Raw genomic sequence first — 26,307 nt, forward strand, 5'->3', positions numbered from 1 at the left:
TCTGATAAATTGTTAAAGAGCAGTGCAACGCGGCTTTCGCTCACCGTTGCGAGGTGGCGTATATTACGCTTTCCTCTTTCAGAGTCAACCCTGAATCTCAGGATTTTTTCTCTTCAACCGAACCGGCTGTTTGTGTGAAGTGATTCACATCTGCCGTGTCGATGGAGGCGCATTATAGGGATCCCAGTTTTTAGCACAAGCGTTTTTTAGATCTTTTTTCATGACTGCTGCTTTTCCACGCTTTTCGATGAGATCCTGCCCGATCTGCTTAAAAATTGACGCATTTAACACCCCTCCATGCTGCATAATATGATCAAAATCTTCTGTATAAGCTCATCAGTCGAGGTTGATATGTCTGCAGTACTCCGTCCCTATAAAGATCTGTTCCCGAAAATGGGGGAACGCGTGATGATCGATCCCAGTAGCGTACTCATCGGCGATGTCAGAATGGATGATGATGTCAGCATCTGGCCGCTCGTCGCGATCAGGGGTGATGTGAATTACGTGATGATCGGCGCGCGCACCAATATTCAGGACGGTAGCGTTTTACACGTTACCCATAAGTCGTCCTATAACCCAGAAGGCAACCCCCTCATTATTGGAGAAGAGGTCACTGTCGGTCATAAAGTGATGTTACACGGCTGCACTATTGGCAACCGGGTACTGGTGGGGATGGGATCTATTCTGCTGGATGGGGTAGTCGTAGAAGACGATGTGATGATAGGCGCCGGGAGTCTGGTCCCGCAAAACAAACGCCTGGAAAGCGGCTATCTCTATTTAGGCAGCCCGGTAAAACAGGTCCGTCGGTTAAAAGAGACGGAAATCGAAGGGCTGAAATATTCGGCGAATAACTACGTCAAATGGAAAGACGACTACCTGGTTCAGGAAAACCACACCCACCCTTGATCGTCTTCCTGCTCGTTACGGATCATATCGCTGGCTTCTTCTTCAAGATCCCAGCGATAATCCCTGAAGACCTCCAGCGGTATCGTCCCGCCAAAACGCCTTAGCAATAACTCGCCCGTAATAGCGCAGGTCATCTGCATACCGTTAACCAATACCGGAAAACAGACTGCCTGTTTGCTCTCGTCCCAGACTTCCCTGTCTGGAAAATGAATCGCCTGGTTCATGCCAGCAATTCCTGTTTCAGTTTTTCAATAACGGGCTCTACTGCGGGTAATACGCCATGCCAGAGCAGAACAGCATGTGCCGCTTGCCCCACCAGCATGCCCAGGCCGTCGGCAAGATGCTTCGCGCCGCGTTCTTCACACCAGCTCAGGAAAGGCGTTTTGCCCTTTTGATAGAACATGTCATAGACGTAAATATGAGGAGTGACTAATGAAGAAGGGAGCGCTGGTACATCGCCACCGATCCCGCTGGATGTCGCATTAATGATGAGATCAAACTCATGCTCACCCAGATCTTCCATTGCCACCACGTTCACGCTGCCCGTATGAGCAAAGAGCGTAGCCAGCTCTTTTGCCCGGGAGAACGTGCGGTTAGTGATCGTGACAGCACAATCCATAGAAAGAAGTGGCAACAATACGCCGCGAGAGGCACCGCCCGCGCCAATCAACAGAATACGAAAACCCTTCTTAATAAAAGAGAGTCTTTCGAGATCGCTTAATAAGCCAATACCATCGGTGTTATCACCCAGCAGGCGTCCGTCCTCCAGTCGCTTGAGGGTATTCACCGCCCCGGCAAGGGAAGCGCGCTCGGTTAACTCATCCGCTCGGGCGTATGCCTCTTCTTTAAAGGGCACGGTGATGTTGACCCCTTTGCCGCCCGCGTCAAAAAAAGCATTCAGCGTCAGTACAAACTCATCGACGGGCGCCAGAACGCGGCCATAGGGATGATCGATTTGGAGCTGTTCAGCAAATTGCTGATGAATGAACGGCGACTTGCTGTGAGCTATTGGATTACCAAAAACCGCGTACTTATCCATCCTATTACCCCTGGCGAAAGCGCTCGCCGGTTAACGCATCGCGAATTTCCGATGGATTCAGACGACCACCCGTTTCACCGATAACCACCGGGAAATCATCACCAAATTGGGCAAGCACTTCTTGCGATGTGCGGCAAGGTGGCAGCCCTGTCAGATTGGCACTGGTAGAAACCAGCGGCTTACCAAAAGTCTGACACAGCTCAACCACCAGCGGATGATCGGTAACACGCACAGCAAGAGAATCAAAGCGCCCCGTCAGCCAACGCGGCGTGGTCGGCAGCGCCGGGAAAACAAAGGTGACTGGACCAGGCCATGCCGCAGAAATAGTCTCTCGCTGCGCCTCGTTCAACATCGAATCATCAATGTAAGGCTTGAGTTGCTCAAAGTTTGCGGCAATCAGGATCAGTCCTTTTTCGACCGGTCTTTGCTTCAGTTCTAATAGACGCGTAACGGCCAATTCGCTGTCAGGATCGCATCCGACCCCAAATACAGCTTCCGTTGGATAGGCGATGACTTCTTCTTTTCTCAAGACTTCCAGCGCACGGGCAATGGAGTCCGATGTTAATTTATTCTTCACAGGTTTAATCCGCCGAAACCGGCTTTCCACATTGTTTACTGGCACAGAACAGTTTAATGCCCTGCGCCGTTTTCTTCTCGATGAGCAGCGGATAATCGCAGTGAGGGCAAATCCCCGCTACTGGTTTGAAATTGATAACGAACTGGCATTCAGGATAGCGATCGCAGGAGTGGAACGTTTTACCGAAACGGGAACGACGCTGAACCAGCTGTCCCTGTTGGCACTGGGGACAGGCAATCGCGGTCTCATCTGGTTTATCAATCTGCTCGGTATGGCTACATTCAGGGTAGTGGCTACAGCCGATAAACATACCAAAGCGTCCCTGACGCAATGCCAGAGCAGCACCACAGACCGGGCATAGCTGCCCCTCCAGAATTTTGACGATATGCCCGTCCGCCTGACTCTTCAGGGGACGGACATAATCACATTCTGGATAGTGTGAACAACCGAGAAACGGACCGTGTTTCCCGGACCGGATGACAAGATTAGCCCCACACTGTGGGCAGGGCTCGTTATTAGACACCGTAAACAGTGCTGATTTGGCCATAACAACTCTTGGAGCTACATAGATGAATTAATGCAGCATACCTTCATTCACTTCAAAGAGTAATTCTTCCATTTGCTGATAGGCATTTTCACAGCCCGGAATATTAAACAGAACCATCAGAATCACCCATTTGAGATCTTCCAGTTCAAATTCTGCCGTATCCAGCGCCATGACGCGCTCTATCACCATCTCTCGGGTTTCGAGGTTTAGCACCTGAATCTGTTCCAGGAATAAGATAAATCCCCGGCAACTGGCATCCAGCCTTTCACACTCTTCAGCCGTAAAAATACGAACAGACAGGGGATCAGAAGCGAGCTGCATGGGTTCGACAAGGCCTTCCTGATAATCAGCCAGCTTTTCTAACCACATTAAGGCGTTATAGATATCTTCCCGTTCAAATCCTGCATCGGTAAGATCCCGCGTCAGCCGATCCTGATCCACGCGCATTTCAGCTTCGTTATGGATGTAAGTCTCAAACAAATACATCAGTACGTCGAACATGGCTTGCCCTCCTCAATCGGACATAGCCGCCGGGTACAGCTGCGATCCATCCTGCTAACTCCAGTTCGAGTAGCTGTGCTACCGTCACAGGCACAGATTGGCCGGCACGTTCAGCGACAACGTCAACAGGTGTTACCTCATCTCCTACGTTAGCCAGGAGCTCAGGAAATGGCAATGCCACCTCCTCCTGATCTGATGAATAAAGTGATTTTTCAGGCTCATCTGGGATCCAGGTTAGCCCATATTGCAAATTTTCCAGGATTTCCTCTGGGCTGGTCACAGGCGTCGCACCTTGCTTGATGAGCCAGTGCGGCCCCTCGCAACCGGGGTTGCCAATGGGGCCGGGCAACGCAAAGACTTCTCGCCCCTGCTCCATGGCACATCGAGCGGTGACCAGCGACCCACTCCGTTGCGCCGCCTCAACAACCAGGACGCCCTGACTCAAGCCGCTAATAATACGATTACGCCGGGGGAAATTAGCAGGCCACGGCGAAGTGGCGAGTGAAAACTCAGATATCACCGCGCCCTCAGCGTCAATAATGCTCTGTGTAAGAGAGACATGACGAGGGGGATAAACACTGAACAGGCCATTGCCAAGAACGGCAATACTTTTCCCCTGAACCGAGAGCGCTGCCCGATGAGCAACACCATCAATTCCGCGCGCCAGTCCGCTGGTGATAGTGAATCCACATCTTGCCAGATGCTCACAGAAAATCTTGCCCCATCTCTCACCATACCAGGAAGGTGAACGGCTACCGACCACCGCCAGTTGAACGCTTTTCAGCGCATCAACGTTGCCTTTAACGAATAAAGCGCCTGGGTAATCTGACAGGGTTCGTAACCGCTGAGGATAGAGTGGGCTATCTGCGCAAATGAGATAATGCCCCGGAATTTCGAGCCATTTAAGTGAGCGTTCAAGGTCAGCTTCTTTCATGCTCATAAATTTACTGGCCTGCTTCTTCGTCAGGCCCGCCTCTGTCAATACTGCTTCATCAATATTCTCTCGTCGCGTCAAACGTTGCGCAGCCATCAACATCGTATCGCCACACAAATCCCCAATGTTGATTAGACGTAACCATATCTCAGTGGAAGTCATCCTATTCCCTGCCATAAGCGGCTCCAGCAATCCTTGCGATTGGTCACCGATGCTGTCAATCAGAGGGGGATTTGTCTAGAATAGAGGTAATAATCTTTTCAACTCCTGAACAACGGCTCTGGAAATTTATGGCAGTTTTGCAAGTGTTACATATCCCGGACAAGCGCCTTCGCATTGTTGCTGAACCGGTAAAAGAAGTGAATGCAGAAATTCAACGTATCGTCGATGATATGTTCGATACGATGTACGCTGAAGAAGGCATCGGTCTCGCGGCGACCCAGGTGAATATCCACAAACGTATTATCGTGATTGATGTTTCAGAGAATCGCGAAGATCGTCTGGTGTTGATCAACCCGGAACTGCTCGAGAAGAGCGGCGAAACAGGAATCGAAGAAGGCTGTTTGTCCATTCCTGAACAGCGTGCGCTGGTGCCTCGCGCCGAGAAAGTGAAAATCCGCGCGCTTGATCGTGACGGCAACCCATTTGAACTGGAAGCAGACGATCTTCTGGCAATCTGTATTCAGCACGAGATGGATCATCTGGTCGGTAAACTGTTTATCGATTACCTCTCTCCACTGAAGCAGCAGCGTATTCGTCAGAAAGTCGAGAAACTGGATCGTATGCGCACTCGCGCATAACGTGCCCCCCGGATACAAGGAATAACGTGTCTAAAAAGTTACGCATTATCTTCGCGGGAACCCCGGACTTTGCAGCGCGTCACCTGGACGCGCTGTTATCATCGGGTCACCAGGTTGTCGGTGTGTTCACTCAACCGGATCGTCCTGCAGGCCGTGGTAAGAAACTGATGCCAAGCCCGGTTAAAGTACTGGCCGAAGAGCATGGCTTGCCCGTTTTCCAGCCCGTATCTTTACGCCCCCAGGAAAATCAGCAGCTTGTATCAGAACTAAATGCCGATGTCATGGTTGTCGTGGCCTACGGATTAATTCTGCCAAAAGCGGTTCTGGATATGCCGCGTCTGGGCTGCATCAATGTGCATGGTTCTCTTCTCCCACGCTGGCGCGGGGCCGCACCTATTCAGCGTTCTCTCTGGGCGGGAGATAGCAAAACCGGCGTCACCATCATGCAGATGGACGTAGGGTTGGATACGGGAGATATGCTTTACAAACTGGCCTGCCCTATCACTTCAGAAGATACCAGTGCAACGCTTTACGACAAGCTGGCTGATCTCGGTCCACAGGGACTTATTGAGACGTTGCAGCAACTGGCCGATGGCAAAACCCAGCCTGAAGTTCAGGATGAATCACTCGTTACCTATGCTGAAAAGCTCAGTAAAGAAGAGGCGCAGCTCGACTGGTCACTTTCTGCTGCCCAACTTGAACGTTGCATCCGCGCATTTAACCCGTGGCCGATGAGCTGGCTGACCATCGACGAGCAGCCAGTGAAAATCTGGAAAGCATCGGTCATTGATGGCGACTCCCGCGCGGAACCTGGCACAATCATTGATGCAAATAAACAGGGTATTCAGGTTGCAACGGCCGAAGGGATACTGAATCTGGAGTCGCTCCAGCCCGCCGGTAAAAAGGCAATGAGCGCACAGGACCTGCTGAATTCCCGTCGCGAGTGGTTTACGCCGGGTAAACATCTCGGCTAAATACATTTAATCCAAAAGCCCGGAGTTTCCGGGCATTTTTATTTTTGCGGTTATGAAAAAACTAAATCTTCGCAGCATGGCTGCACAGGCCATTGAGAAAGTGGTCGAACAAGGTCAATCGCTGAGCAATATCTTGCCGCCGCTTCAGCAGAAAGTGTCTGATAAAGACAAAGCTCTTCTCCAGGAACTGTGCTTTGGCGTACTGCGTACGCTCTCGCAGCAGGAGTGGCTAATTAACAAGCTGATGTCCCGACCAATGACGGGTAAACAGCGCACTATCCACTATTTGATTATGGTCGGATTCTACCAGCTGCTCCATACGCGCATTCCCCCTCATGCCGCCCTGGCAGAAACCGTTGAAGGCGCCGTGGCGATTAAGCGTCCGCAGTTGAAAGGGCTGATCAACGGCGTATTGCGCCAGTTCCAGCGTCAGCAGGAAGAACTGGTGGCAGAGTTCAACCAGTCCGAACAGCGTTTTCTGCATCCGGAATGGCTGCTTAAGCGCCTGAAAAAAGCCTATCCGCAGCAATGGGAATCCATTGTTGACGCCAACAATCAACGCCCGCCAATGTGGCTACGAGTGAACCGCATCCACCATACTCGCGATGAATGGTTGGCTCTGCTTGAACACGCTGAAATGAGCGGTTTTACGCATGACGCCTACCCCGATGCAGTGCGTCTGGCATCCCCTGCCCCTGTGCAGGCATTGCCTGGTTTTGACCAGGGTTGGGTTACCGTTCAAGACGCCTCCGCCCAAGGGTGTATCACCTGGCTTGCGCCACAAAACGGCGAACGTATTCTCGATCTGTGCGCCGCTCCAGGTGGTAAAACGACGCATATTCTTGAAGCTGCGCCACAGGCTAAAGTATTGGCTGTCGACGTGGACGAGCAGCGACTGTCCCGTGTATATGACAACCTGAAACGCCTGGGTCTGAAAGCGGAAGTCAAGCAAGGTGACGGACGTACCCCTTCCCAATGGTGCGGCGATGAACAGTTTGATCGTATCCTGCTGGACGCCCCTTGCTCGGCAACCGGTGTGATTCGCCGTCATCCGGATATCAAATGGCTGCGCCGGGACCGCGATATCAATGAGCTGGCTCAGCTGCAAAGCGAAATCCTTGATGCAGTCTGGCCGCATCTGAAGTCTGGCGGAACGTTGGTTTATGCAACATGCTCCGTTCTTCCGGAAGAAAACGCCCAGCAGATTGCCGCATTCCTGAAACGTACTCCTGATGCTGCGTTACACATGACGGGCACAGCCGATGTTCCGGGAATCCAAAACCTACCGGGAGCGGAAGAAGGTGATGGCTTCTTTTACGCTAAGCTAATCAAAGCGTGATGTTGAAAACGGGTCGCAAGCTATGAAGATAATCATTCTGGGCGCAGGACAGGTCGGTGGCACGCTGGCTGAAAACCTGGTGGGCGAAAATAACGACATCACGATCGTCGACACCAATGGCGATCGGCTGCGGGGATTGCAGGATAAATTCGATCTACGCGTAGTGCAGGGGCACGGTTCGCATCCGCGCGTACTTCGCGAAGCGGGCGCTGACGATGCGGACATGTTGGTCGCGGTGACCAGTTCGGATGAAACAAATATGGTCGCCTGCCAGGTCGCCTATTCGTTATTCAACACCCCGAACCGAATTGCACGTATTCGCTCACCGGATTACGTCCGTGATGCAGAAAAGCTCTTCAATTCTGAAGCGGTACCAATTGATCATCTTATCGCCCCAGAACAACTGGTTATCGACAGTATTTACCGTTTGATTGAATATCCTGGCGCCCTGCAAGTTGTGAACTTTGCCGAGGGGAAAGTCAGCCTGGCGGTTGTGAAGGCTTACTACGGCGGCCCGCTGATTGGTAATGCACTCTCCACCATGCGCGAGCATATGCCCCATATTGATACGCGTGTGGCGGCAATATTCCGTCATGATCGTCCCATTCGCCCGCAAGGCTCCACCATTGTCGAAGCCGGAGATGAAGTGTTCTTCATTGCTGCCTCGCAGCATATCCGCGCCGTAATGAGCGAACTCCAGCGTCTGGAAAAACCTTATAAGCGCATCATGTTGGTAGGCGGCGGGAATATTGGTGCTGGTCTGGCGCACCGGCTTGAAAAAGATTACAGCGTGAAGTTGATCGAACGCGATCAACAGCGCGCTGCAGAGCTGGCAGAAAAACTTCAGAATACGATCGTGTTCTATGGCGACGCATCGGATCAGGAATTGCTGGCGGAAGAACATATTGATCAAGTGGATCTGTTCATTGCCGTTACCAATGACGATGAAGCCAATATCATGTCGGCCATGCTGGCAAAACGTATGGGTGCCAAAAAAGTCATGGTGCTCATTCAGCGCCGGGCCTATGTCGATTTGGTACAAGGCAGCGTCATTGATATTGCCATCTCGCCACAGCAGGCAACCATTTCAGCACTGTTAAGCCATGTCCGTAAGGCGGATATTGTCGGCGTTTCCTCCCTCCGTCGTGGCGTTGCCGAAGCAATTGAAGCCGTCGCTCACGGTGATGAAACCACTTCCCGCGTTGTTGGCCGAGCCATTGACGAAATTAAGCTACCGCCAGGCACAATAATCGGTGCCGTGGTGCGCGGGAATGATGTCATGATCGCTAATGATAATTTGCGCATCGAACAGGGCGATCACGTCATTATGTTCCTGACAGATAAAAAGTTTATTACCGACGTCGAACGCCTGTTCCAGCCAAGTCCATTCTTCCTGTAATGGTGAAAGGCGCTCATTTGGGCGCCTTTTTTTATTAACCCTCTATTTTATAATGGTTAATTTTTCATAACGAATATTTATCCTCAATGGAAATTGGCTAATGATTTGTTAAACTTAGGATCGTCAGCTGGCTCAAGGAGAATAAAATGAGTGTTATTAAAGAATTTCGCGAATTTGCGATGCGCGGGAATGTAGTAGATTTGGCAGTGGGTGTGATTATTGGTGCAGCATTCGGCAAGATTGTTTCATCTCTGGTTGCCGATATGATTATGCCACCGTTAGGGCTTTTAATTGGTGGTGTCGATTTCAAACAATTTGCCTTCACTCTCAGAGATGCACAAGGCGATATCCCTGCAGTTGTGATGCACTATGGCGTATTTATTCAGAATATTTTCGACTTTTTGATTGTTGCCTTCGCAATCTTTATGGCGATTAAGCTGATTAATAAATTGAACCGTAAAAAAGAAGAACCGGCAGCTGCACCACCGGCACCGACAAAAGAAGAAGTTTTACTGACTGAAATTCGCGATCTATTGAAAGAGCAGAACAGTCGCCCGTAATCAGGCGCATAAAGCCAGAAGGCCAGTGGTAAAAAAGTGAATCACTTTCTTGCCACTGGCCTCCCAGTTACCCCGTTTGCCATGTTTTCCTTTACGCAGATAACTTCCTTTCCCTTTTTTATTCTTTTCGACCCGCTGGCGAAACAGTGGATCATGTAACAACGCCTCAATGGCATTATCCTGAATTTGCCCCTTCGTATGCTGATAGCGGCTCATAATATCTCCAGATTGTAAGTAAAATCGGCGCGAGTGTAGATCCACTCATTTTAAAAATCAACAGCCACGCGGTATACCACTGGCACCTTGTTCGAGTGTTTCGAGTATTGAACAGTAGAGGCTGCTGTGTGCCGTGCCGCAACATGCATCATTAAGACGCTGCAGTGAACGTTGCATGGTCTGTAGCTCTTCAATTCTCGCTTCCACCTCCGTTAACCTGGCCTGAACGATGCTTTTCGATTCCTGGCAGGTGTGGTGTTCAGGATCGATGCGGATCGAAAGCAGTTCTCTGATCGATTCCAGCGTAAAACCGAGCTGTCGCGCATAGCGGATGAACTTGAGTCGCTGAAGATCCTTTTCAGTGTAAAGCCGAAAACCACCTTCAGTGCGAACCTCATGTTCCATCATCTGCTGCTTTTCATAGTAGCGGATAGTGTCTGGCGTAACGTCTGCGAGCTTCGCAAGTTCCCCAATGCGATACATTAGCAATCTCCTTTGATTGTTTTAAACAAACGATCCGAATATTGACCATGCAGGAAATCGGTATTCACTCCGGCTTGCTGCAATTTAAGCTCAACAAGCGCCAACCGTCGACGGATTTCCTGCGCTTCAGGATCGCCAGGTTCAATGCCTTTAAGCAAATCAGCCAGAGCCAACGCATCCTTACGATTTTCGAGCTCTGGAGGAAGGCAACCAGCATTTTTTAACAATCGATAGCCCGACCGTAATTCAGCGGGAACTAGGGTATCATCATCAAGTGTAAGCGGTTGGCCAGCGCCTGGAAGATCGCGAAACTCGCCTTTACGTTGGGCATCCAGGATATGACGTTCTGCCCATTGATCAAGCAGCCACATCGTAAAACTCCGAAGTATAAGAGTGGATTCAGACAGTGTAGAGAAAGGATGATTCAGGGGATATAAAAAAACCCGCCGAAGCGGGTTCTTTTACGTTACTACAGATTACTCTGCAGCAGCTTCTGCTTTCGATTCAGAACGATCAACCAGCTCGATGTATGCCATCGGAGCGTTGTCGCCTGCACGGAAGCCACACTTCAGAATACGAGTGTAACCACCTGCACGGCTCGCGAAACGCGGGCCCAGTTCGTTAAACAGTTTTGCCACGATCTCGTTATCACGAGTACGGGCGAATGCCAGACGACGATTAGCAACGCTGTCAGTCTTGGCAAGAGTAATCAGCGGCTCAACTACGCGACGCAGCTCTTTCGCTTTAGGCAGGGTCGTCTTGATGATCTCATGACGAACCAGTGAACCTGCCATGTTGCGGAACATAGCCTGGCGATGGCTGCTGTTACGGTTCAGTTGACGACCACTCTTACGATGGCGCATGACCTTATCCTTCTCAGTAAAACCTTAACCTGTGATCCGGTTACTCGTCAGCAATGCTTGCTGGTGGCCAGTTTTCCAGGCGCATACCCAGAGACAGACCACGTGAAGCCAGCACGTCTTTAATCTCAGTAAGAGATTTTTTACCCAGGTTAGGCGTTTTCAGCAACTCAACCTCGGTACGCTGTACCAGATCACCGATATAGTGGATAGCTTCTGCCTTGAGGCAGTTAGCAGAGCGGACAGTCAATTCCAGATCGTCAACAGGGCGCAGCAGGATCGGATCGAACTCTGGTTTCTCTTCTTTAACTTCCGGCTGACGAACATCACGTAAGTCAACGAAAGCTTCAAGTTGTTCTGCCAGAATGGTTGCCGCACGACGAATCGCCTCTTCAGGATCGATTGTGCCGTTGGTTTCCATTTCGATGACCAGCTTGTCCAGGTCGGTACGCTGTTCTACACGCGCTGCTTCAACATTGTAGGCAATACGCTCTACAGGGCTGTAACATGCGTCGACCAGCAGACGGCCGATTGGGCGCTCATCTTCTTCCGAATGAATTCGGGCAGAAGCCGGCACATAACCACGACCGCGCTGAACTTTGATACGCATGCTAATAGCTGCGTTCTCATCGGTCAGGTGGCAGATCACGTGCTGCGGCTTGACGATTTCGACATCACCATCATGGGTAATGTCGGCTGCAGTCACAGGGCCAATGCCAGATTTATTCAGAGTAAGAATAACTTCATCTTTCCCCTGAACTCTCACCGCCAGCCCTTTCAGGTTGAGCAGGATTTCAAGGATATCTTCCTGAACGCCTTCTTTGGTGCTGTACTCATGAAGTACACCATCAATCTCAACTTCGGTCACCGCGCAACCCGGCATCGATGAGAGCAGAATACGGCGCAGTGCGTTACCCAGAGTATGGCCAAAGCCACGCTCTAAAGGCTCAAGGGTCACCTTGGCGTGCGTCGAACTCACTTGCTCGATATCTACCAGGCGCGGTTTTAGAAACTCTGTCACAGAACCCTGCATTGTGTCCTCTCTTTGGTACTAAGCTTTACTTGGAGTAAAGCTCGACGATCAGGTGTTCGTTAATGTCCGCAGACAGATCAGAACGTTCTGGCTGACGCTTGAACGTGCCTTCCATCTTGCCAGCATCAACTTCCAGCCAGGTTGGCTTTTCACGCTGCTCAGCCAGCTCCAGAGCGGCTTTCACGCGAGATTGCGTTTTCGCTTTCTCACGAATGCTAACAACGTCGTTCGCTTTAACCTGATAAGAAGCGATGTTAACAACACGACCGTTTACCATGATTGCTTTATGGCTAACCAGTTGGCGTGATTCAGCACGAGTAGCGCCGAAGCCCATACGGTAAACAACGTTGTCCAGACGACCTTCCAGCAGAGCCAACAGGTTTTCACCGGTGTTGCCTTTCAGACGTGCTGCTTCTTTATAGTAGTTACGGAACTGACGCTCCAGCACACCGTAGGTACGGCGAACTTTTTGCTTTTCACGCAACTGCACACCATAGTCAGACAGACGCGGTTTACGCGCACCGTGCTGGCCAGGAGCTTGTTCAATTTTACACTTGGTATCGATCGCGCGAACGCCAGACTTAAGGAATAAGTCGGTGCCCTCACGACGGCTCAGCTTGAGCTTAGGACCCAAATATCTTGCCATTTTCTATCTCCAACAATCCTAGAAAACGTAAGCGTTATACGCGACGTTTTTTCGGCGGACGACAACCGTTATGAGGGATCGGAGTCACATCAGTAATATTAGTGATGCGGAAACCAGCGGCGTTCAGAGCACGAACAGTTGATTCGCGACCCGGACCCGGACCTTTAACCATAACTTCCAGATTCTTGATGCCGTATTCTTTTACGGCTTCTGCACAACGCTCTGCTGCAACCTGGGCTGCGAACGGAGTAGATTTGCGAGAACCACGGAAACCGGAACCACCGGCTGTTGCCCAACCCAATGCGTTACCCTGACGATCAGTAATAGTAACGATGGTGTTGTTAAAAGAAGCATGGATATGAGCCACGCCGTCAGAGACTTGTTTTCTTACACGTTTACGTGCACGAATTGGTGCCTTTGCCATTATTCAATCACCCCGATTATTTCTTGATCGGTTTGCGCGGACCCTTACGGGTACGTGCGTTGGTCTTGGTGCGCTGACCGCGAACCGGGAGACCACGACGATGACGCAAACCGCGATAGCAACCAAGGTCCATAAGGCGCTTGATGCTCATGCTAACTTCACGGCGCAGATCACCTTCAACGACAAATTTGGCAACTTCGTCACGCAGCGTGTCGATTTGTTCTTCAGACAGCTCACTGATCTTAACATCTTCAGCGATACCCGCTGCAGCCAGAATGGCTTTGGAACGGGTCTTGCCGACGCCATAGATCGAAGTTAATGCGATCACAGCATGTTTCTGATCAGGAATGTTAATGCCTGCTATACGGGCCACTATGCACTCCTACTATTTAATATGTACGCACCATGCTGAAAAGCCCGTTTTCAGGATACTCAAATGGAAACGTACAGACATACAAAAGATTGGCTGGCTAATCTAGCCAGCTCAACCCAACTTTGCAAGAAAAAAATGCGAAATAATCAGCCTTGACGCTGTTTATGTTTCGGCTCGGCACTGCAAATCACGCGGATGACGCCATCACGCTTAACGATTTTGCAGTTACGGCATAATTTCTTGACGGAAGCACGAACTTTCATTTTTACTCTCCGTAACTTCTCGGGCGACCAATTAACGGCCGTAGCCTTTCAGGTTCGCCTTCTTCAAGGCAGACTCATACTGACTGGACATCATCAGAGTTTGCACTTGAGCCATAAAGTCCATAATCACGACAACAACGATAAGCAGTGAGGTCCCACCGAAGTAGAACGGTACTTTCATTGCATCACGCATGAACTCCGGGATCAGGCAGATAAAAGTAATGTACAACGCGCCAATCAAAGTCAGACGAGTCATTACTTTATCGATATACTTCGCCGTTTGCTCTCCCGGACGAATTCCTGGTACAAATGCACCGGACTTCTTCAGGTTATCTGCTGTTTCACGCGGGTTGAAGACCAACGCCGTGTAGAAGAAACAGAAGAATATGATTGCAGACGCATAGAGTAACACATAAAGCGGTTGCCCAGGCTGCAAATACAGCGAAATTGTTGTCAGCCAGTTCCAACCGGTTCCGCCCCCGAACCATGACGCGATGGTTGCTGGGAACAGAATGATACTGGAAGCGAAGATCGCTGGGATAACCCCGGCCATATTCACTTTCAGCGGTAAATGTGTGCTCTGTGCAGCATAGACACGACGACCCTGCTGACGTTTCGCGTAGTTCACCACAATGCGGCGTTGACCACGTTCAACGAAGACAACAAAGAACGTCACTGCAAATACTAATACTGCAACCAATAGCAACAGGAGGAAGTGCAGGTCGCCTTGACGCGCTTGCTCGATCGTATGGGCAATGGCTGGCGGGAGTCCCGCAACGATACCGGCGAAGATAATGATTGAGATACCGTTACCGATACCTCGCTCAGTAATCTGTTCGCCGAGCCACATCAGGAACATAGTCCCTGTGACCAGACTTACAACAGCGGTGAAATAGAATGCAAAGCCCGGGTTAATAACCAGGCCCTGCATACCAGGCATATTCGGTAAACCGGTAGCAATACCGATCGACTGGAATATTGCCAGCACCAGAGTGCCGTAACGGGTGTACTGGCTGATCTTACGACGACCAGACTCCCCTTCTTTCTTCAGCTCTGCCAGGGCCGGATGAACGACCGTCAGCAGCTGGATAATAATAGATGCCGAAATATACGGCATGATACCCAGTGCAAAGATAGAAGCACGGCTGAGAGCACCACCAGAGAACATGTTAAACATCTCAATGATGGTGCCTCGCTGTTGCTCAAGCAGTTTGGCAAGTACAGCGGCATCGATACCAGGGATCGGAATAAAAGAGCCAATACGGAAAACGATCAGCGCACCAACTACAAACAAAAGTCTGCGTTTCAGTTCGCCAAATCCACCCTTGGCACTTTGAAAATCTAATCCCGGTTGCTTAGCCATCTGCTACTTATTCCTCAATTTTACCGCCAGCAGCTTCGATAGCAGCACGAGCGCCTTTAGAAACACGCAGGCCACGAACAGTTACCGGAGTAGTTACTTCACCAGCCAGGATCACTTTCGCGAACTCGATCTGGATACCGATAATGTTTGCTGCTTTCAGCGTGTTCAGGTCTACAACGCCGCCTTCAACTTTCGCCAGGTCAGACAGACGGATTTCCGCTGTAATCGCTGATTTGCGAGAGGTGAAACCGAATTTCGGCAGACGACGGTACAGTGGCATCTGGCCACCCTCGAAACCGCGACGTACGCCACCGCCAGAACGAGAGTTCTGACCTTTGTGACCACGACCACCGGTTTTACCGAGGCCAGAACCGATACCACGACCAAGGCGTTTACCCGCCTTTTTAGAGCCTTCGGCTGGAGACAGAGTATTTAAACGCATCTCTTACTCCTCAACTTTAACCATGAAGTAAACCGCGTTGACCATACCACGTACAGCGGGAGTATCCTCACGCTCAACGGTATGACCAATACGACGCAGACCCAGGCCAAGCAGCGTTGCCTTGTGTTTCGGCAGACGACCGATTGCACTGCGGGTTTGAGTGATTTTAATAGTCTTTGCCATGGTCAATTACCCCAGAATTTCTTCAACGGATTTACCACGCTTGGCAGCGACCATTTCTGGAGAATTCATATTTTCCAGGCCATCAATAGTTGCACGAACCACGTTAATCGGGTTGGTGGAACCATATGCTTTAGCCAGAACGTTATGAACTCCAGCGACTTCGAGAACGGCGCGCATTGCACCACCGGCAATAATACCGGTACCTTCTGAAGCCGGCTGCATGAAGACACGAGAACCCGTGTGAACACCTTTAACAGGGTGTTGCAGGGTGCCGTGGTTCAGCGCGACGTTAATCATATTGCGACGGGCTTTTTCCATCGCTTTCTGGATCGCTGCTGGAACTTCACGCGCTTTACCGTAACCAAAACCAACGCGACCATTACCATCACCAACAACAGTCAGAGCTGTGAAGGAGAAAATACGACCACCTTTAACGGTTTTAGATACGCGGTTAACCGCGATCAGCTTTTCCTGCAGTTCGCCAGCTTGTTTTTCGATGTGAGCCATCTTACACCTCTACCTTAGAACTGAAGGCCAGCTTCACGGGCAGCATCTGCCAGTGCCTGGACACGACCATGATATTGGAACCCGGAACGGTCAAAGGACACGACTTTGATGCCTTTTTCCAGAGCGCGTTCAGCAACAGCTTTACCGACAGCTGCAGCAGCGTCTTTGTTACCGGTGTACTTCAATTGTTCAGTAATAGCTTTTTCTACAGTAGAAGCAGCTACCAGAACTTCAGAACCGTTTGGTGCAATGACCTGTGCGTAAATATGACGCGGGGTACGATGTACCACCAGGCGAGTTGCACCCAGCTCTTTGAGCTTGCGGCGTGCGCGGGTCGCACGACGGATACGAGCAGATTTCTTATCCATAGTGTTACCTTACTTCTTCTTAGCCTCTTTGGTACGCACGACTTCGTCGGCGTAACGAACACCCTTGCCTTTATAAGGCTCAGGACGACGGTAGGCGCGCAGGTCTGCTGCAACCTGACCGATCAGCTGTTTATCCGCGCCTTTCAGCACGATTTCAGTCTGAGACGGACATTCTGCAGTGATACCAGCAGGCAGCTGATGCTCAACGGGGTGAGAGAAGCCCAGAGACAGGCCTACTGCATTCCCTTTGATAGCTGCACGATAACCTACACCAACCAGCTGAAGCTTTTTAGTGAAGCCTTCGGTAACACCAACAACCATTGAGTTCAGCAGGGCACGCGCGGTACCAGCCTGAGCCCATCCATCCACGAAACCATCACGCGGACCGAAGGTCAGAGCATTATCTGCATGTTTAACTTCAACAGCATTGTTGAGGGTACGAGTCAGCTCGCCGTTTTTACCTTTGATCGTAATAACCTGACCGTCGATTTTTACATCAACGCCGGCAGGAATGACGACCGGTGCTTTAGCAACACGAGACATTCTTTCCTCCGATTAGGCTACGTAGCAGATAATTTCGCCACCAAGACCAGCTTGGCGCGCTGCACGATCAGTCATAACACCTTTAGAGGTAGAAACAACTGCGATACCCAGACCAGCCATAACTTTAGGCAGCTCATCTTTTTTCTTATAGATGCGCAGGCCTGGGCGGCTGACACGCTGAATGCTTTCTACAACAGCTTTACCCTGGAAATACTTAAGAGTAAGTTCCAGTTCCGGCTTGGTGTCGCCTTCAACTTTAAAATCTTCGATAAAACCTTCTTCCTTCAGCACATTGGCAATTGCCACTTTCAGCTTGGCGGAAGGCATGGTGACCGCAACTTTGTTCGCGGCCTGACCGTTACGGATACGGGTCAGCATATCCGCGATCGGATCTTGCATGCTCATCTGTCTTTACTCCCGTGATTCAATTGGTGACAATTACCAGCTAGCCTTTTTCAGACCCGGGATTTCACCGCGCATAGCGGCTTCACGGACCTTAATACGGCTCAACCCGAACTTCCGCAGGAAAGCGTGCGGACGACCAGTTTGACGACAGCGGTTACGCTGACGAGACGGGCTGGAATCACGCGGCAGAGACTGCAGCTTCAGAACTGCGTTCCAACGATCTTCGTCGGAAGCGTTCACATCAGAAATGATCGCTTTCAGTTCAGCGCGTTTAGCGAAGAATTTATCAGCTAAAGCTACGCGCTTTACTTCGCGTGCTTTCATTGATTGCTTAGCCATTCAGTAACCCTACCTTACTTGCGGAACGGGAAGTCAAAGGCAGCCAGCAGAGCACGGCCTTCTTCGTCAGAGTTCGCAGTAGTGGTAATGGTAATATCCAAACCACGCACGCGGTCGACTTTATCGTAGTCGATCTCTGGGAAGATGATCTGCTCACGGACACCCATGCTGTAGTTACCACGACCATCGAATGACTTAGCGGACAAGCCACGGAAGTCACGGATACGTGGAACAGCAATAGAGATCAGGCGCTCAAGGAACTCCCACATGCGTTCGCCACGCAGAGTTACTTTACAGCCGATCGGATAGCCCTGACGGATTTTGAAGCCTGCAACAGATTTGCGTGCTTTGGTGATCAACGGCTTTTGACCGGAGATTGCTGTCAGATCAGCTGCTGCGTTATCCAGCAGTTTCTTGTCAGCGATCGCTTCACCAACACCCATGTTCAGGGTGATCTTCTCGACCCGAGGGACTTGCATGACAGAATTGTAGTTAAACTCAGTCATGAGTTTGCTAACTACTTCGTCTTTGTAGTAATCATGCAGTTTCGCCATCGTACTACTCCAAATTACTTGATAGTTTCGCTGTTAGACTTGAAGAAACGGACTTTTTTGCCGTCTTCGAATCTAAAGCCTACACGGTCAGCCTTGCCGGTTGCCGCGTTGAAGAGTGCAACGTTAGAAACCTGAATTGCAGCTTCTTTTTCAACGATGCCACCTGGTTGGTTCAGGGCCGGAACCGGCTTCTGATGTTTCTTAACCAGGTTGATACCTTCAACAATGATCTTGCCGGAAGACAGAACATTTTTTACTTTACCGCGTTTACCTTTATCTTTACCGGTTAACACGATAACTTCGTCATCACGACGGATTTTCGCTGCCATGATTCGCTCCTTAGAGTACTTCTGGTGCCAGAGAGATAATTTTCATGAACTTTTCAGTACGAAGTTCACGAGTTACCGGCCCAAAGATACGCGTGCCGATAGGCTGCTCGCTGTTATTGTTTAAAATAACGCATGCATTACCATCGAAGCGAATGACAGAACCGTCAGGGCGACGAACACCCTTCCTGGTGCGCACCACTACCGCTTTCAGCACATCACCTTTCTTGACCTTACCACGTGGAATTGCTTCTTTGATGGTGATCTTGATGATGTCGCCTACGCCTGCGTAGCGACGGTGCGAGCCACCCAGAACCTTGATACACATTACGCGACGTGCACCGGAGTTGTCGGCGACGGTCAGCATAGTCTGTTCTTGGATCATTTTAGTGCTCCGCTAATGTCAACTACTACCTGAGACCCTAAAATCAGAGTCGTCGAAAAGCCCCATATCGAGGGCGCGGCATTATAACACCGGTTCTACAATATGGGTAGAAAAAATACACGGCTCATTACTGAGCCGTGTATTCGTATTGAGAGGCCTAACTGTATTACAGAACGGCTTTCTCTACAACGCGAACCAGCGTCCAGGACTTAGTCTTGGACAGCGGACGGCATTCGCGGATTTCAACCACGTCACCGATACCGCATTCGTTGTTCTCGTCATGTACGTGCAGTTTGGTCGTACGCTTGATGAATTTACCGTAGATCGGGTGTTTCACAATGCGTTCGATAGCAACAACAATGGATTTCTCCATTTTGTCGCTAACAACACGACCTTGCAGAGTACGGATTTTATCGGTCATTACGCACCCGCCTTCTGAGTCAGTAAAGTCTTAACGCGTGCAACATCACGACGCACTTGCTTCAGCAGGTGAGTCTGTTGCAGCTGGCCACTTGCAGCCTGCATGCGGAGGTTAAACTGCTCACGCAGCAGGTTCAGCAGCTCAGCGTTCAGCTCTTCAACGCTTTTTTCACGCAGCTCATTTGCTTTCATTACATCACCGTCTTAGTTACAAAGGTGGTTTTAATCGGCAGTTTCGCTGCTGCCAGGCCGAATGCTTCACGGGCTAGCTCTTCCGGTACGCCGTCCATTTCATACAGGACTTTACCCGGCTGAATCAAGGCAACCCAATACTCCACGTTACCTTTACCTTTACCCATACGAACTTCCAGCGGCTTCTCGGTAATTGGTTTGTCCGGGAATACACGGATCCAGATTTTACCTTGACGCTTAACTGCACGGGTCATTGCACGACGTGCTGCTTCGATCTGACGTGCAGTCAGACGACCACGGCCAACAGCTTTCAGACCGAAAGTGCCGAAGCTAACATCCGTACCCTGCGCCAGACCACGGTTGCGGCCTTTGTGCACTTTACGGAATTTTGTACGCTTTGGTTGTAACATCAGCGACGCTCCTTATTTACGGCCTTTACGCTGCTGCTTTTTAGGTTGCGCAGCCGGTTTTTCCGGTTGTTCAACAGCAGCCATACCACCCAGGATCTCACCTTTGAAGATCCATACCTTAACGCCGATTACACCGTAAGTGGTGTGCGCTTCAGAGGTGTTGTAGTCGATGTCAGCACGCAGAGTGTGCAACGGTACGCGACCTTCGCGGTACCATTCGGTACGTGCGATTTCCGCGCCGCCGAGACGGCCGCTAACTTCAACTTTGATACCTTTAGCGCCCAGACGCATTGCGTTCTGTACAGCACGCTTCATAGCACGACGGAACATAACACGACGTTCCAGCTGTGAAGTGATGCTATCAGCAACCAATTTAGCGTCCAGTTCAGGCTTACGAACTTCAGCGATATTGATCTGTGCAGGAACGCCAGCGATATCCGCTACGACCTTGCGCAGTTTTTCTACGTCTTCGCCTTTCTTACCGATAACGATACCCGGGCGAGCGGTGTGAATAGTCACACGAATGCTCTTAGCCGGACGCTCGATAACGATACGAGATACAGACGCTTTAGCCAGTTCCTTAGTCAGGTACTGACGTACTTTAAAATCGCTGTCCAGGTTGTCAGCGAATTCTTTGGTGTTCGCAAACCAGGTTGAATTCCATGGTTTTACAATACCCAGGCGAATACCATTAGGATGTACTTTCTGACCCATTGCTAGTCTCCAGAGTCTCAGCGATCGGACACAACCACAGTAATGTGGCTGGTGCGCTTCAGGATGCGATCTGCACGACCTTTCGCACGCGGCATAATGCGCTTCATGCTTGGGCCTTCGTCTACGAAGATTTTCGCAACTTTCAGATCGTCAATGTCAGCGCCATCGTTGTGTTCAGCGTTAGCAATGGCAGATTCCAGTACTTTCTTGACCAATACCGCAGCTTTCTTGTTGGTATAGGTCAGGATGTCCAGGGCCTGCGACACTTTCTTACCGCGAATCAGGTCAGCAACAAGGCGAACCTTCTGAGCAGAAGAACGAGCATGGCGATGTTGAGCTAAAGTTTCCATCTCTTCCTCCTACCTTATTTCTTCTTCGCTTTTTTATCAGCAGCGTGGCCGCGATAAGTACGAGTCGGTGCGAATTCACCCAGTTTATGACCGACCATTTCGTCGGAAACAAAGACTGGAACGTGCTGACGACCATTATGGACAGCGATGGTCAAACCGATCATGTTAGGAAAGATCGTTGAACGACGGGACCAAGTGCGCAGGGGCTTCTTGTCTCCGCTTTCCACCGCTTTCTCTACCTTCTTCAGCAAGTGCAGGTCAATAAAAGGACCTTTCTTGAGAGAACGTGGCATGGCTTATCCTCTAAAATTATTTGCTACGGCGACGTACGATAAATTTATCAGTACGCTTGTTGCTGCGGGTCTTCTTACCTTTGGTCTGAACGCCCCATGGAGTTACAGGGTGCTTACCAAAGTTACGACCTTCACCACCACCATGTGGGTGGTCGACTGGGTTCATCGCAGTACCGCGAACGGTAGGACGAACACCACGCCAGCGTGCAGCACCTGCTTTACCCAGAACGCGCAGCATATGCTCAGCATTGCCAACTTCGCCCAGAGTTGCACGGCAGTCTGCTTCTACTTTACGCATTTCACCAGAACGCAGACGCAGGGTGACATAAGCACCATCACGAGCAACGATCTGAACGTAAGTACCAGCGGAACGTGCCAGCTGACCGCCTTTACCTGGTTTCATTTCTACGTTATGAACGGTAGAACCAACCGGGATATTGCGCATCGGCAGGGTGTTACCTGCTTTGATTGCAGCATCAACGCCAGACTGAATCTGGTCGCCAGCTTTCAGGCCTTTAGGGGCCAGGATGTAACGGCGTTCGCCATCTTTGTACAGAACCAGCGCGATGTTCGCGGAACGGTTCGGATCGTACTCAAGACGCTCAACAATTGCCGGGATACCGTCTTTGTTGCGTTTGAAGTCAACAATACGATAAGCCTGCTTGTGACCACCACCGATGTGACGAGTGGTGATACGGCCATTGTTGTTACGACCACCGGATTTGCTGTTTTTTTCAACCAGCGGAGCAAAAGGTTTGCCCTTGTGCAGCTCTGGGTTGACCACTTTAACGACGTGGCGACGACCCGGAGATGTCGGTTTACATTTAACAACTGCCATTGTATTACTCCTCCGACTTACTCAGCGCCGCCGACGAAGTCCAGATTCTGGCCTTCCTTCAGGGTGACGTAAGCTTTTTTCCAGTCGCTACGACGACCGATACGCTGTCCGTGACGTTTAACTTTCCCTTTAACGACCAGGGTGTTAACGACTTCGACTTCGACTTCAAACAGTTTCTGCACAGCAGCTTTGATTTCTGCTTTGGTCGCGTCTTTAGCAACTTTGAGAACGATGGTATTTGTTTTTTCCATCGCAGCAGACGCTTTTTCAGAAACGTGCGGTGCACGAAGCACCTTCAGCAGACGTTCTTCACGAATCATGCCAGCATCTCCTCAACTTGCTTAACAGCATCAGCAGTCATTACGACTTTGTCGAAGGCGATCAGGCTAACCGGGTCGATACCAGTTGCATCGCGTACGTCAACCTTGTGCAGGTTGCGCGCAGCCAGGAACAGGTTTTCGTCCAGCTCACCGGTGATGATCAGCACATCTTCCAGAGCCATGTCTTTCAGTTTCTGTGCCAGCAGCTTAGTTTTAGGCGCTTCTACAGAGAACGTCTCGACAACGATCAGACGATCCTGACGTACCAGTTCGGACAGAATGCTTTTCAGCGCGCCGCGGTACATCTTTTTGTTTACTTTTTGACTGTGGTCCTGCGGGCGAGCAGCGAAGGTCACGCCACCGGAACGCCAGATCGGGCTCTTGATAGAACCTGAACGCGCACGGCCGGTACCTTTCTGGCGCCACGGCTTTTTGCCGGAACCAGTTACTTCAGCACGAGTCTTCTGAGCACGAGTACCCTGACGAGCACCAGCTGCATAAGCAACTACAACCTGGTGAACCAGCGCTTCGTTGAAATCACGACCGAAGGTAGTTTCGGAAACAGTCAGCGCGCTCTGCGCGTCTTTCAATACTAATTCCATTGCTATCCCCTTACGCCTTCACAGCTGGTTTAACGATCAGGTCGCTACCGGTTGCACCGGGAACAGCACCTTTAACCAGCAGCAGGTTGCGCTCAGCGTCAACACGTACTACGTCCAGGCTCTGAACAGTTACACGTTCGTTACCCAGCTGACCTGCCATTTTCTTGCCTTTGAACACTTTGCCCGGAGTCTGGTTCTGACCGATAGAACCCGGAACGCGGTGAGACAAGGAGTTACCGTGGGTAGCGTCCTGGGTACGGAAGTTCCAGCGCTTAACGGTACCAGCAAAACCTTTACCTTTAGAGGTACCGGTTACGTCAACTTTTTTAACTTCAGCAAACAGCTCAACGCTAATGTCCTGACCTACGGTGAACTCTTCGCCTTCAGCAAGACGGAATTCCCACAGACCACGGCCAGCTTCAACGCCAGCTTTAGCGAAGTGACCAGCCTCCGGCTTGGTTACACGGTTAGCTTTTTTAGCACCGGTAGTAACCTGAACAGCACGGTAGCCATCGTTAGCCAGGTCTTTAACCTGAGTAACGCGGTTTGCTTCAACTTCGATTACGGTTACTGGGATAGAAACGCCATCTTCAGTGAAGATGCGGGTCATACCCACTTTTTTACCGACTAAACCAATCATTGTTTCAACCTCTCAATCGCTCGATGACCTGATTAACCCAGGCTGATCTGCACGTCTACACCGGCAGCCAGATCCAGACGCATCAGAGCATCAACGGTTTTCTCAGTTGGCTCAACGATGTCAACCAGACGCTTATGAGTACGAATTTCGTACTGATCACGCGCATCTTTGTTAACGTGCGGAGAGATCAGAACGGTAAAACGCTCTTTGCGGGTCGGCAGCGGGATCGGACCACGGACTTGCGCACCAGTGCGCTTAGCAGTCTCGACGATTTCCGCGGTTGATTGATCGATAAGACGATGATCAAACGCTTTCAGGCGGATACGGATTCTTTGGTTCTGCATGAGACCAGAGCTCCAATTATTTTATAAACGAAAATGATTACTACTCAAACCCATTACGATTGATGGGAGAGTGTAACCGTTCTTACGTAGCCCCCCAATTGGGAGCATTGTTGAGTAACGAAAAACAGGGTTACTCAGGTTCAGATTGAACCAGCTGTCAATTACGACAAGCCCGCGCATTATACGTAAATCTGACCACAACGCAAGTGCAGTTTATAAAACAGGCTTTCGTGGTGGGTTTTGCGTAGCCGCTCGACATCGGGTTGCAAAGCGTGTCGAGCTAGCGTGATTCGCTGGAAGGTTTCACGCAAAGACAACTTTTGCTGTTTGCCCTGCAATAACGCCCGAAAGAGGATAGCGCTGCGATACTTTCTGAGGCTTAAACCATGCTAACCGCCCTTCCCTTTCTGATGCTCTATGCAGTCTTGACCTGTCTTCTGGTGCGCGAAGATATCCGCTCAGGCCTTTTACCCGACAAATATCTTTGTCCATTACTTTGGACAGGCCTTCTTTTCCATCTCATGATCCATCCTGATTTTCTCGCCAGCGCCGTTATGGGAGCGATGGCGGGATACATCGGCTTTGCCTGTATTTATTGGGGTTATCGTATGGTGTTTAAACGAGAAGGGCTAGGATACGGAGATGTGAAGTATCTTGCTGCGTTAGGCGCCTGGCACGGCTGGTGCGTTCTTCCGGCGATGGCCTTGTCTGCTGCAATTCTGGCAATAAGCTTTGTGCTGATTCAGATGGTCATGAAACCGGGACAACAGATACATAAAAACCCACTACCGTTTGGCCCATTTCTGGCGGCAGCAGGTTTAGTGTCGGGTTGGCAGAGCTTACTCAGTCTGCCACTTTGATCTGAGATTGCAGGTAGTTTTGCAGACCAATTTTTCCGATGAGGTCCAGCTCGGTTTCCAGCCAGTCGATATGGCCCTCTTCGTCAGCCAGAATGTTGATCATCATGTCACGGCTGACGTAATCATGAACGCTGTCAGCGTAGGCAATCGCTTCACGAAGATCCTTCGCCCCTTCAAGTTCAAGACGGAGATCGGATTGCAGCATTTCTTCGACATCTTCACCAATACCCAGCTTCCCGAGATCCTGCAAATTCGGGATACCTTCGAGAAATAGAATACGCTCGATGTATTTATCGGCATGTTTCATCTCATCGATGGATTCATGGTATTCGACATCATTGAGGCGCGTCAGGCCCCAATTTTTGAACATTCTCGCATGGAGAAAATACTGATTGATTGCGACAAGCTCATTTCCCAATAATTTATTGAGATAACTTATGATTTTAACATCACCTTTCATTATATAGTCCCTCCGCTTCCACTTATTGAAGCGTAGATGGGGCTGCAGGGATGTCAAAAAAAAGATAGAACCTCAGGCGATCTCTTTGTATTCCGGGATCTGCGTCAATTCGTCCTGCATTATCTCGCGCGCCGCGCGAACGCACTTACCGCATTGATTTCCTACTGGAACAAATTTTCGAAGCTGCTGGAAAGACTGAGGGTGAAACTGGCGAACGGCCTGACGTATTTTTTTGTCACTCACACCATTACACAAACAAACGTACATAAAAACTCCCGCTCAATTTATGATCAAAGTGTAAGTGAGAATAATTATGATTACAATAGCACATCCGTTCCTGGACGCGCCGGCAGCTAACAAAAAATGCGAATAATTGTGACGGGCAATGAATTCAGGGCACAAAAAAGGGCGCCGAAGCGCCCTTTTTTTATTCAAAACTAATTAACGAGTAATTAGCCCAGAACTTTAGCAACAACGCCCGCACCAACAGTACGGCCGCCTTCACGGATTGCGAAACGCAGACCGTCATCCATCGCGATTGGGTGGATCAGGGTAACAACCATTTTGATGTTGTC

General features: G+C 50.3%; 46 protein-coding genes and 1 pseudogene. 7 read left to right on the forward strand and 40 right to left on the reverse strand.

Translation table 11 applies throughout. The features are described 5' to 3' along the window. Positions 1 to 351 precede the first annotated feature (351 nt). On the forward strand, positions 352 to 906 hold the full coding sequence (locus ABIE11_RS21525) for a gamma carbonic anhydrase family protein (RefSeq protein WP_429185393.1): 555 nt from the start codon (positions 352 to 354) through the stop codon (positions 904 to 906). Here the strand turns inward: ABIE11_RS21525 and ABIE11_RS21530 are convergent. Genes ABIE11_RS21530 through dprA form a run of 6 tightly spaced genes read right to left on the reverse strand, consistent with a single transcriptional unit; the run spans position 882 to position 4,666 of the window. Further along, positions 882 to 1,130: a DUF1488 domain-containing protein gene (locus tag ABIE11_RS21530; RefSeq protein WP_429185395.1), complete on the reverse strand. Its 249-nt coding sequence runs from the start codon at positions 1,128 to 1,130 to the stop codon at positions 882 to 884. The two genes, ABIE11_RS21525 and ABIE11_RS21530, sit on opposite strands and share 25 nt — an antisense overlap. After that, positions 1,127 to 1,945 (reverse strand): shikimate dehydrogenase, encoded by an 819-nt coding sequence (aroE, locus tag ABIE11_RS21535; RefSeq protein WP_429185396.1) that lies wholly within the window; start codon positions 1,943 to 1,945, stop codon positions 1,127 to 1,129. The genes ABIE11_RS21530 and aroE overlap by 4 nt, the downstream gene beginning before the upstream one ends. 4 nt (positions 1,946 to 1,949) lie before the next feature. Next, positions 1,950 to 2,522: an L-threonylcarbamoyladenylate synthase type 1 TsaC gene (gene tsaC, locus ABIE11_RS21540; RefSeq protein WP_187469909.1), complete on the reverse strand. Its 573-nt coding sequence runs from the start codon at positions 2,520 to 2,522 to the stop codon at positions 1,950 to 1,952. Between the two features lie 4 nt (positions 2,523 to 2,526). Further along, entirely contained in the window at positions 2,527 to 3,069 is a 543-nt protein-coding gene (locus ABIE11_RS21545; RefSeq protein ID WP_100778662.1) for a DNA topoisomerase family protein, read from the reverse strand. Between the two features lie 27 nt (positions 3,070 to 3,096). Beyond that, positions 3,097 to 3,570 carry a DUF494 family protein Smg gene (gene smg / locus ABIE11_RS21550; protein WP_102105788.1) on the reverse strand — a complete coding sequence of 158 codons (474 nt, stop codon included), beginning with the start codon at positions 3,568 to 3,570 and terminating at the stop codon, positions 3,097 to 3,099. Further along, positions 3,542 to 4,666 carry a DNA-protecting protein DprA gene (dprA, locus tag ABIE11_RS21555; RefSeq protein WP_429185397.1) on the reverse strand — a complete coding sequence of 375 codons (1,125 nt, stop codon included), beginning with the start codon at positions 4,664 to 4,666 and terminating at the stop codon, positions 3,542 to 3,544. The genes smg and dprA overlap by 29 nt, the downstream gene beginning before the upstream one ends. A 128-nt stretch (positions 4,667 to 4,794) precedes the next feature. Here dprA and def point away from each other — a divergent pair, with 128 nt between their 5' ends. The 5 genes from def to mscL all read left to right on the forward strand — a co-directional run bounded on the left by def (position 4,795) and on the right by mscL (position 9,576). Further along, a complete protein-coding gene (def, locus tag ABIE11_RS21560; protein ID WP_429185398.1) occupies positions 4,795 to 5,304 on the forward strand; it encodes a peptide deformylase in 510 nt (169 codons plus the stop codon). 26 nt (positions 5,305 to 5,330) lie between these two features. Continuing rightward, a complete protein-coding gene (gene fmt, locus ABIE11_RS21565) occupies positions 5,331 to 6,278 on the forward strand; it encodes a methionyl-tRNA formyltransferase (RefSeq protein ID WP_429185399.1) in 948 nt (315 codons plus the stop codon). Between the two features lie 52 nt (positions 6,279 to 6,330). Beyond that, positions 6,331 to 7,617: a 16S rRNA (cytosine(967)-C(5))-methyltransferase RsmB gene (gene rsmB / locus ABIE11_RS21570; RefSeq protein ID WP_194514491.1), complete on the forward strand. Its 1,287-nt coding sequence runs from the start codon at positions 6,331 to 6,333 to the stop codon at positions 7,615 to 7,617. A 22-nt stretch (positions 7,618 to 7,639) separates the two neighbouring features. Further along, the gene (gene trkA, locus ABIE11_RS21575) at positions 7,640 to 9,016 is read left to right on the forward strand and encodes a Trk system potassium transporter TrkA (RefSeq protein ID WP_100778657.1); all 1,377 of its coding nucleotides are present in this window, start codon (positions 7,640 to 7,642) and stop codon (positions 9,014 to 9,016) included. A gap of 146 nt (positions 9,017 to 9,162) precedes the next feature. Beyond that, complete coding sequence (mscL, locus tag ABIE11_RS21580; RefSeq protein WP_429185400.1) at positions 9,163 to 9,576, forward strand: large-conductance mechanosensitive channel protein MscL; 414 nt, start codon at positions 9,163 to 9,165, stop codon at positions 9,574 to 9,576. Here mscL and arfA read toward each other — a convergent pair whose 3' ends face one another. The 31 genes from arfA to rpsJ all read right to left on the reverse strand — a co-directional run bounded on the left by arfA (position 9,577) and on the right by rpsJ (position 24,412). Next, positions 9,577 to 9,792, reverse strand: a complete 216-nt coding sequence (gene arfA, locus ABIE11_RS21585; protein ID WP_100778655.1) for an alternative ribosome-rescue factor ArfA — start codon at positions 9,790 to 9,792, stop codon at positions 9,577 to 9,579. A gap of 57 nt (positions 9,793 to 9,849) precedes the next feature. Beyond that, positions 9,850 to 10,275 carry a Zn(2+)-responsive transcriptional regulator gene (gene zntR / locus ABIE11_RS21590; RefSeq protein WP_100778654.1) on the reverse strand — a complete coding sequence of 142 codons (426 nt, stop codon included), beginning with the start codon at positions 10,273 to 10,275 and terminating at the stop codon, positions 9,850 to 9,852. Next, the gene (locus tag ABIE11_RS21595) at positions 10,275 to 10,646 is read right to left on the reverse strand and encodes a DUF1992 domain-containing protein (protein WP_100778653.1); all 372 of its coding nucleotides are present in this window, start codon (positions 10,644 to 10,646) and stop codon (positions 10,275 to 10,277) included. The genes zntR and ABIE11_RS21595 overlap by 1 nt, the downstream gene beginning before the upstream one ends. A 105-nt stretch (positions 10,647 to 10,751) precedes the next feature. Beyond that, the gene (gene rplQ / locus ABIE11_RS21600) at positions 10,752 to 11,138 is read right to left on the reverse strand and encodes a 50S ribosomal protein L17 (RefSeq protein WP_001216372.1); all 387 of its coding nucleotides are present in this window, start codon (positions 11,136 to 11,138) and stop codon (positions 10,752 to 10,754) included. A gap of 40 nt (positions 11,139 to 11,178) precedes the next feature. Continuing rightward, positions 11,179 to 12,168, reverse strand: a complete 990-nt coding sequence (locus ABIE11_RS21605) for a DNA-directed RNA polymerase subunit alpha (protein ID WP_002919219.1) — start codon at positions 12,166 to 12,168, stop codon at positions 11,179 to 11,181. Between the two features lie 25 nt (positions 12,169 to 12,193). Then, positions 12,194 to 12,814 (reverse strand): 30S ribosomal protein S4, encoded by a 621-nt coding sequence (gene rpsD / locus ABIE11_RS21610; protein WP_100778652.1) that lies wholly within the window; start codon positions 12,812 to 12,814, stop codon positions 12,194 to 12,196. A gap of 34 nt (positions 12,815 to 12,848) precedes the next feature. Beyond that, the gene (gene rpsK, locus ABIE11_RS21615) at positions 12,849 to 13,238 is read right to left on the reverse strand and encodes a 30S ribosomal protein S11 (RefSeq protein ID WP_003031137.1); all 390 of its coding nucleotides are present in this window, start codon (positions 13,236 to 13,238) and stop codon (positions 12,849 to 12,851) included. A 16-nt stretch (positions 13,239 to 13,254) separates the two neighbouring features. After that, positions 13,255 to 13,611 carry a 30S ribosomal protein S13 gene (rpsM, locus tag ABIE11_RS21620; RefSeq protein WP_003031135.1) on the reverse strand — a complete coding sequence of 119 codons (357 nt, stop codon included), beginning with the start codon at positions 13,609 to 13,611 and terminating at the stop codon, positions 13,255 to 13,257. A 146-nt stretch (positions 13,612 to 13,757) separates the two neighbouring features. Then, positions 13,758 to 13,874 (reverse strand): 50S ribosomal protein L36, encoded by a 117-nt coding sequence (gene rpmJ / locus ABIE11_RS21625; RefSeq protein WP_000868187.1) that lies wholly within the window; start codon positions 13,872 to 13,874, stop codon positions 13,758 to 13,760. A gap of 31 nt (positions 13,875 to 13,905) precedes the next feature. Continuing rightward, positions 13,906 to 15,237, reverse strand: coding sequence for a preprotein translocase subunit SecY (secY, locus tag ABIE11_RS21630; RefSeq protein WP_095283665.1), 1,332 nt, complete (start codon positions 15,235 to 15,237; stop codon positions 13,906 to 13,908). 7 nt (positions 15,238 to 15,244) lie between these two features. Then, complete coding sequence (rplO, locus tag ABIE11_RS21635) at positions 15,245 to 15,679, reverse strand: 50S ribosomal protein L15 (RefSeq protein WP_100778651.1); 435 nt, start codon at positions 15,677 to 15,679, stop codon at positions 15,245 to 15,247. A gap of 3 nt (positions 15,680 to 15,682) precedes the next feature. Further along, positions 15,683 to 15,862: a 50S ribosomal protein L30 gene (rpmD, locus tag ABIE11_RS21640; protein ID WP_003863301.1), complete on the reverse strand. Its 180-nt coding sequence runs from the start codon at positions 15,860 to 15,862 to the stop codon at positions 15,683 to 15,685. Between the two features lie 6 nt (positions 15,863 to 15,868). Then, positions 15,869 to 16,369, reverse strand: coding sequence for a 30S ribosomal protein S5 (rpsE, locus tag ABIE11_RS21645; protein ID WP_002438697.1), 501 nt, complete (start codon positions 16,367 to 16,369; stop codon positions 15,869 to 15,871). Positions 16,370 to 16,383: 14 nt separating this feature from the next. After that, positions 16,384 to 16,737, reverse strand: a complete 354-nt coding sequence (gene rplR, locus ABIE11_RS21650) for a 50S ribosomal protein L18 (protein ID WP_015960708.1) — start codon at positions 16,735 to 16,737, stop codon at positions 16,384 to 16,386. Between the two features lie 9 nt (positions 16,738 to 16,746). Next, positions 16,747 to 17,280: a 50S ribosomal protein L6 gene (gene rplF, locus ABIE11_RS21655; RefSeq protein ID WP_100778650.1), complete on the reverse strand. Its 534-nt coding sequence runs from the start codon at positions 17,278 to 17,280 to the stop codon at positions 16,747 to 16,749. A gap of 12 nt (positions 17,281 to 17,292) precedes the next feature. Beyond that, complete coding sequence (rpsH, locus tag ABIE11_RS21660) at positions 17,293 to 17,685, reverse strand: 30S ribosomal protein S8 (protein WP_006178918.1); 393 nt, start codon at positions 17,683 to 17,685, stop codon at positions 17,293 to 17,295. A gap of 33 nt (positions 17,686 to 17,718) precedes the next feature. Next, on the reverse strand, positions 17,719 to 18,024 hold the full coding sequence (rpsN, locus tag ABIE11_RS21665; RefSeq protein ID WP_015960709.1) for a 30S ribosomal protein S14: 306 nt from the start codon (positions 18,022 to 18,024) through the stop codon (positions 17,719 to 17,721). A gap of 14 nt (positions 18,025 to 18,038) precedes the next feature. Continuing rightward, a complete protein-coding gene (gene rplE / locus ABIE11_RS21670; RefSeq protein WP_015960710.1) occupies positions 18,039 to 18,578 on the reverse strand; it encodes a 50S ribosomal protein L5 in 540 nt (179 codons plus the stop codon). A gap of 14 nt (positions 18,579 to 18,592) precedes the next feature. Continuing rightward, a complete protein-coding gene (gene rplX / locus ABIE11_RS21675; protein ID WP_016538464.1) occupies positions 18,593 to 18,907 on the reverse strand; it encodes a 50S ribosomal protein L24 in 315 nt (104 codons plus the stop codon). 10 nt (positions 18,908 to 18,917) lie between these two features. Beyond that, positions 18,918 to 19,289 carry a 50S ribosomal protein L14 gene (gene rplN, locus ABIE11_RS21680; RefSeq protein WP_015960712.1) on the reverse strand — a complete coding sequence of 124 codons (372 nt, stop codon included), beginning with the start codon at positions 19,287 to 19,289 and terminating at the stop codon, positions 18,918 to 18,920. A gap of 166 nt (positions 19,290 to 19,455) precedes the next feature. Continuing rightward, the gene (gene rpsQ / locus ABIE11_RS21685; RefSeq protein WP_006817275.1) at positions 19,456 to 19,710 is read right to left on the reverse strand and encodes a 30S ribosomal protein S17; all 255 of its coding nucleotides are present in this window, start codon (positions 19,708 to 19,710) and stop codon (positions 19,456 to 19,458) included. Next, positions 19,710 to 19,901: a 50S ribosomal protein L29 gene (gene rpmC / locus ABIE11_RS21690; protein WP_032614707.1), complete on the reverse strand. Its 192-nt coding sequence runs from the start codon at positions 19,899 to 19,901 to the stop codon at positions 19,710 to 19,712. Before rpmC ends, rpsQ begins: the two co-directional genes overlap by 1 nt. Next, positions 19,901 to 20,311: a 50S ribosomal protein L16 gene (gene rplP, locus ABIE11_RS21695; protein WP_002919759.1), complete on the reverse strand. Its 411-nt coding sequence runs from the start codon at positions 20,309 to 20,311 to the stop codon at positions 19,901 to 19,903. Before rplP ends, rpmC begins: the two co-directional genes overlap by 1 nt. Before the next feature lie 12 nt (positions 20,312 to 20,323). Then, positions 20,324 to 21,025 (reverse strand): 30S ribosomal protein S3, encoded by a 702-nt coding sequence (gene rpsC, locus ABIE11_RS21700; protein ID WP_000529945.1) that lies wholly within the window; start codon positions 21,023 to 21,025, stop codon positions 20,324 to 20,326. Positions 21,026 to 21,042: 17 nt separating this feature from the next. Further along, positions 21,043 to 21,375, reverse strand: coding sequence for a 50S ribosomal protein L22 (gene rplV, locus ABIE11_RS21705; RefSeq protein ID WP_002919773.1), 333 nt, complete (start codon positions 21,373 to 21,375; stop codon positions 21,043 to 21,045). Positions 21,376 to 21,389: 14 nt separating this feature from the next. Continuing rightward, the gene (gene rpsS / locus ABIE11_RS21710) at positions 21,390 to 21,668 is read right to left on the reverse strand and encodes a 30S ribosomal protein S19 (RefSeq protein WP_001138115.1); all 279 of its coding nucleotides are present in this window, start codon (positions 21,666 to 21,668) and stop codon (positions 21,390 to 21,392) included. A 16-nt stretch (positions 21,669 to 21,684) separates the two neighbouring features. Continuing rightward, the gene (rplB, locus tag ABIE11_RS21715; RefSeq protein ID WP_042312092.1) at positions 21,685 to 22,506 is read right to left on the reverse strand and encodes a 50S ribosomal protein L2; all 822 of its coding nucleotides are present in this window, start codon (positions 22,504 to 22,506) and stop codon (positions 21,685 to 21,687) included. Between the two features lie 17 nt (positions 22,507 to 22,523). Next, positions 22,524 to 22,826: a 50S ribosomal protein L23 gene (gene rplW, locus ABIE11_RS21720; protein ID WP_004868363.1), complete on the reverse strand. Its 303-nt coding sequence runs from the start codon at positions 22,824 to 22,826 to the stop codon at positions 22,524 to 22,526. After that, positions 22,823 to 23,428 (reverse strand): 50S ribosomal protein L4, encoded by a 606-nt coding sequence (gene rplD / locus ABIE11_RS21725; protein ID WP_015960716.1) that lies wholly within the window; start codon positions 23,426 to 23,428, stop codon positions 22,823 to 22,825. The genes rplW and rplD overlap by 4 nt, the downstream gene beginning before the upstream one ends. A 10-nt stretch (positions 23,429 to 23,438) precedes the next feature. Next, positions 23,439 to 24,068 carry a 50S ribosomal protein L3 gene (gene rplC, locus ABIE11_RS21730; protein ID WP_016538466.1) on the reverse strand — a complete coding sequence of 210 codons (630 nt, stop codon included), beginning with the start codon at positions 24,066 to 24,068 and terminating at the stop codon, positions 23,439 to 23,441. 32 nt (positions 24,069 to 24,100) lie between these two features. Continuing rightward, the gene (rpsJ, locus tag ABIE11_RS21735) at positions 24,101 to 24,412 is read right to left on the reverse strand and encodes a 30S ribosomal protein S10 (protein ID WP_001181005.1); all 312 of its coding nucleotides are present in this window, start codon (positions 24,410 to 24,412) and stop codon (positions 24,101 to 24,103) included. 386 nt (positions 24,413 to 24,798) lie between these two features. On the opposite strand from rpsJ, the gene ABIE11_RS21740 reads away from it, so the two are divergent. Continuing rightward, positions 24,799 to 25,272, forward strand: coding sequence for a prepilin peptidase (locus tag ABIE11_RS21740; protein ID WP_429185401.1), 474 nt, complete (start codon positions 24,799 to 24,801; stop codon positions 25,270 to 25,272). Here the strand turns inward: ABIE11_RS21740 and bfr are convergent. The 3 genes and pseudogenes from bfr to tuf form a co-directional block, all read right to left on the reverse strand. Then, positions 25,256 to 25,732 carry a bacterioferritin gene (bfr, locus tag ABIE11_RS21745; RefSeq protein ID WP_194514494.1) on the reverse strand — a complete coding sequence of 159 codons (477 nt, stop codon included), beginning with the start codon at positions 25,730 to 25,732 and terminating at the stop codon, positions 25,256 to 25,258. The two genes, ABIE11_RS21740 and bfr, sit on opposite strands and share 17 nt — an antisense overlap. Before the next feature lie 72 nt (positions 25,733 to 25,804). After that, on the reverse strand, positions 25,805 to 25,999 hold the full coding sequence (bfd, locus tag ABIE11_RS21750; protein WP_015960719.1) for a bacterioferritin-associated ferredoxin: 195 nt from the start codon (positions 25,997 to 25,999) through the stop codon (positions 25,805 to 25,807). A 185-nt stretch (positions 26,000 to 26,184) separates the two neighbouring features. Continuing rightward, a pseudogene (tuf, locus tag ABIE11_RS21755) lies at positions 26,185 to 26,307 on the reverse strand (elongation factor Tu); the annotation flags it as partial.

The sequence above is a fragment of the Lelliottia sp. 489 genome (genome assembly GCF_050435885.1).
In the GTDB taxonomy this organism is placed as follows: Bacteria; Pseudomonadota; Gammaproteobacteria; order Enterobacterales; family Enterobacteriaceae; genus Enterobacter; species Enterobacter nimipressuralis.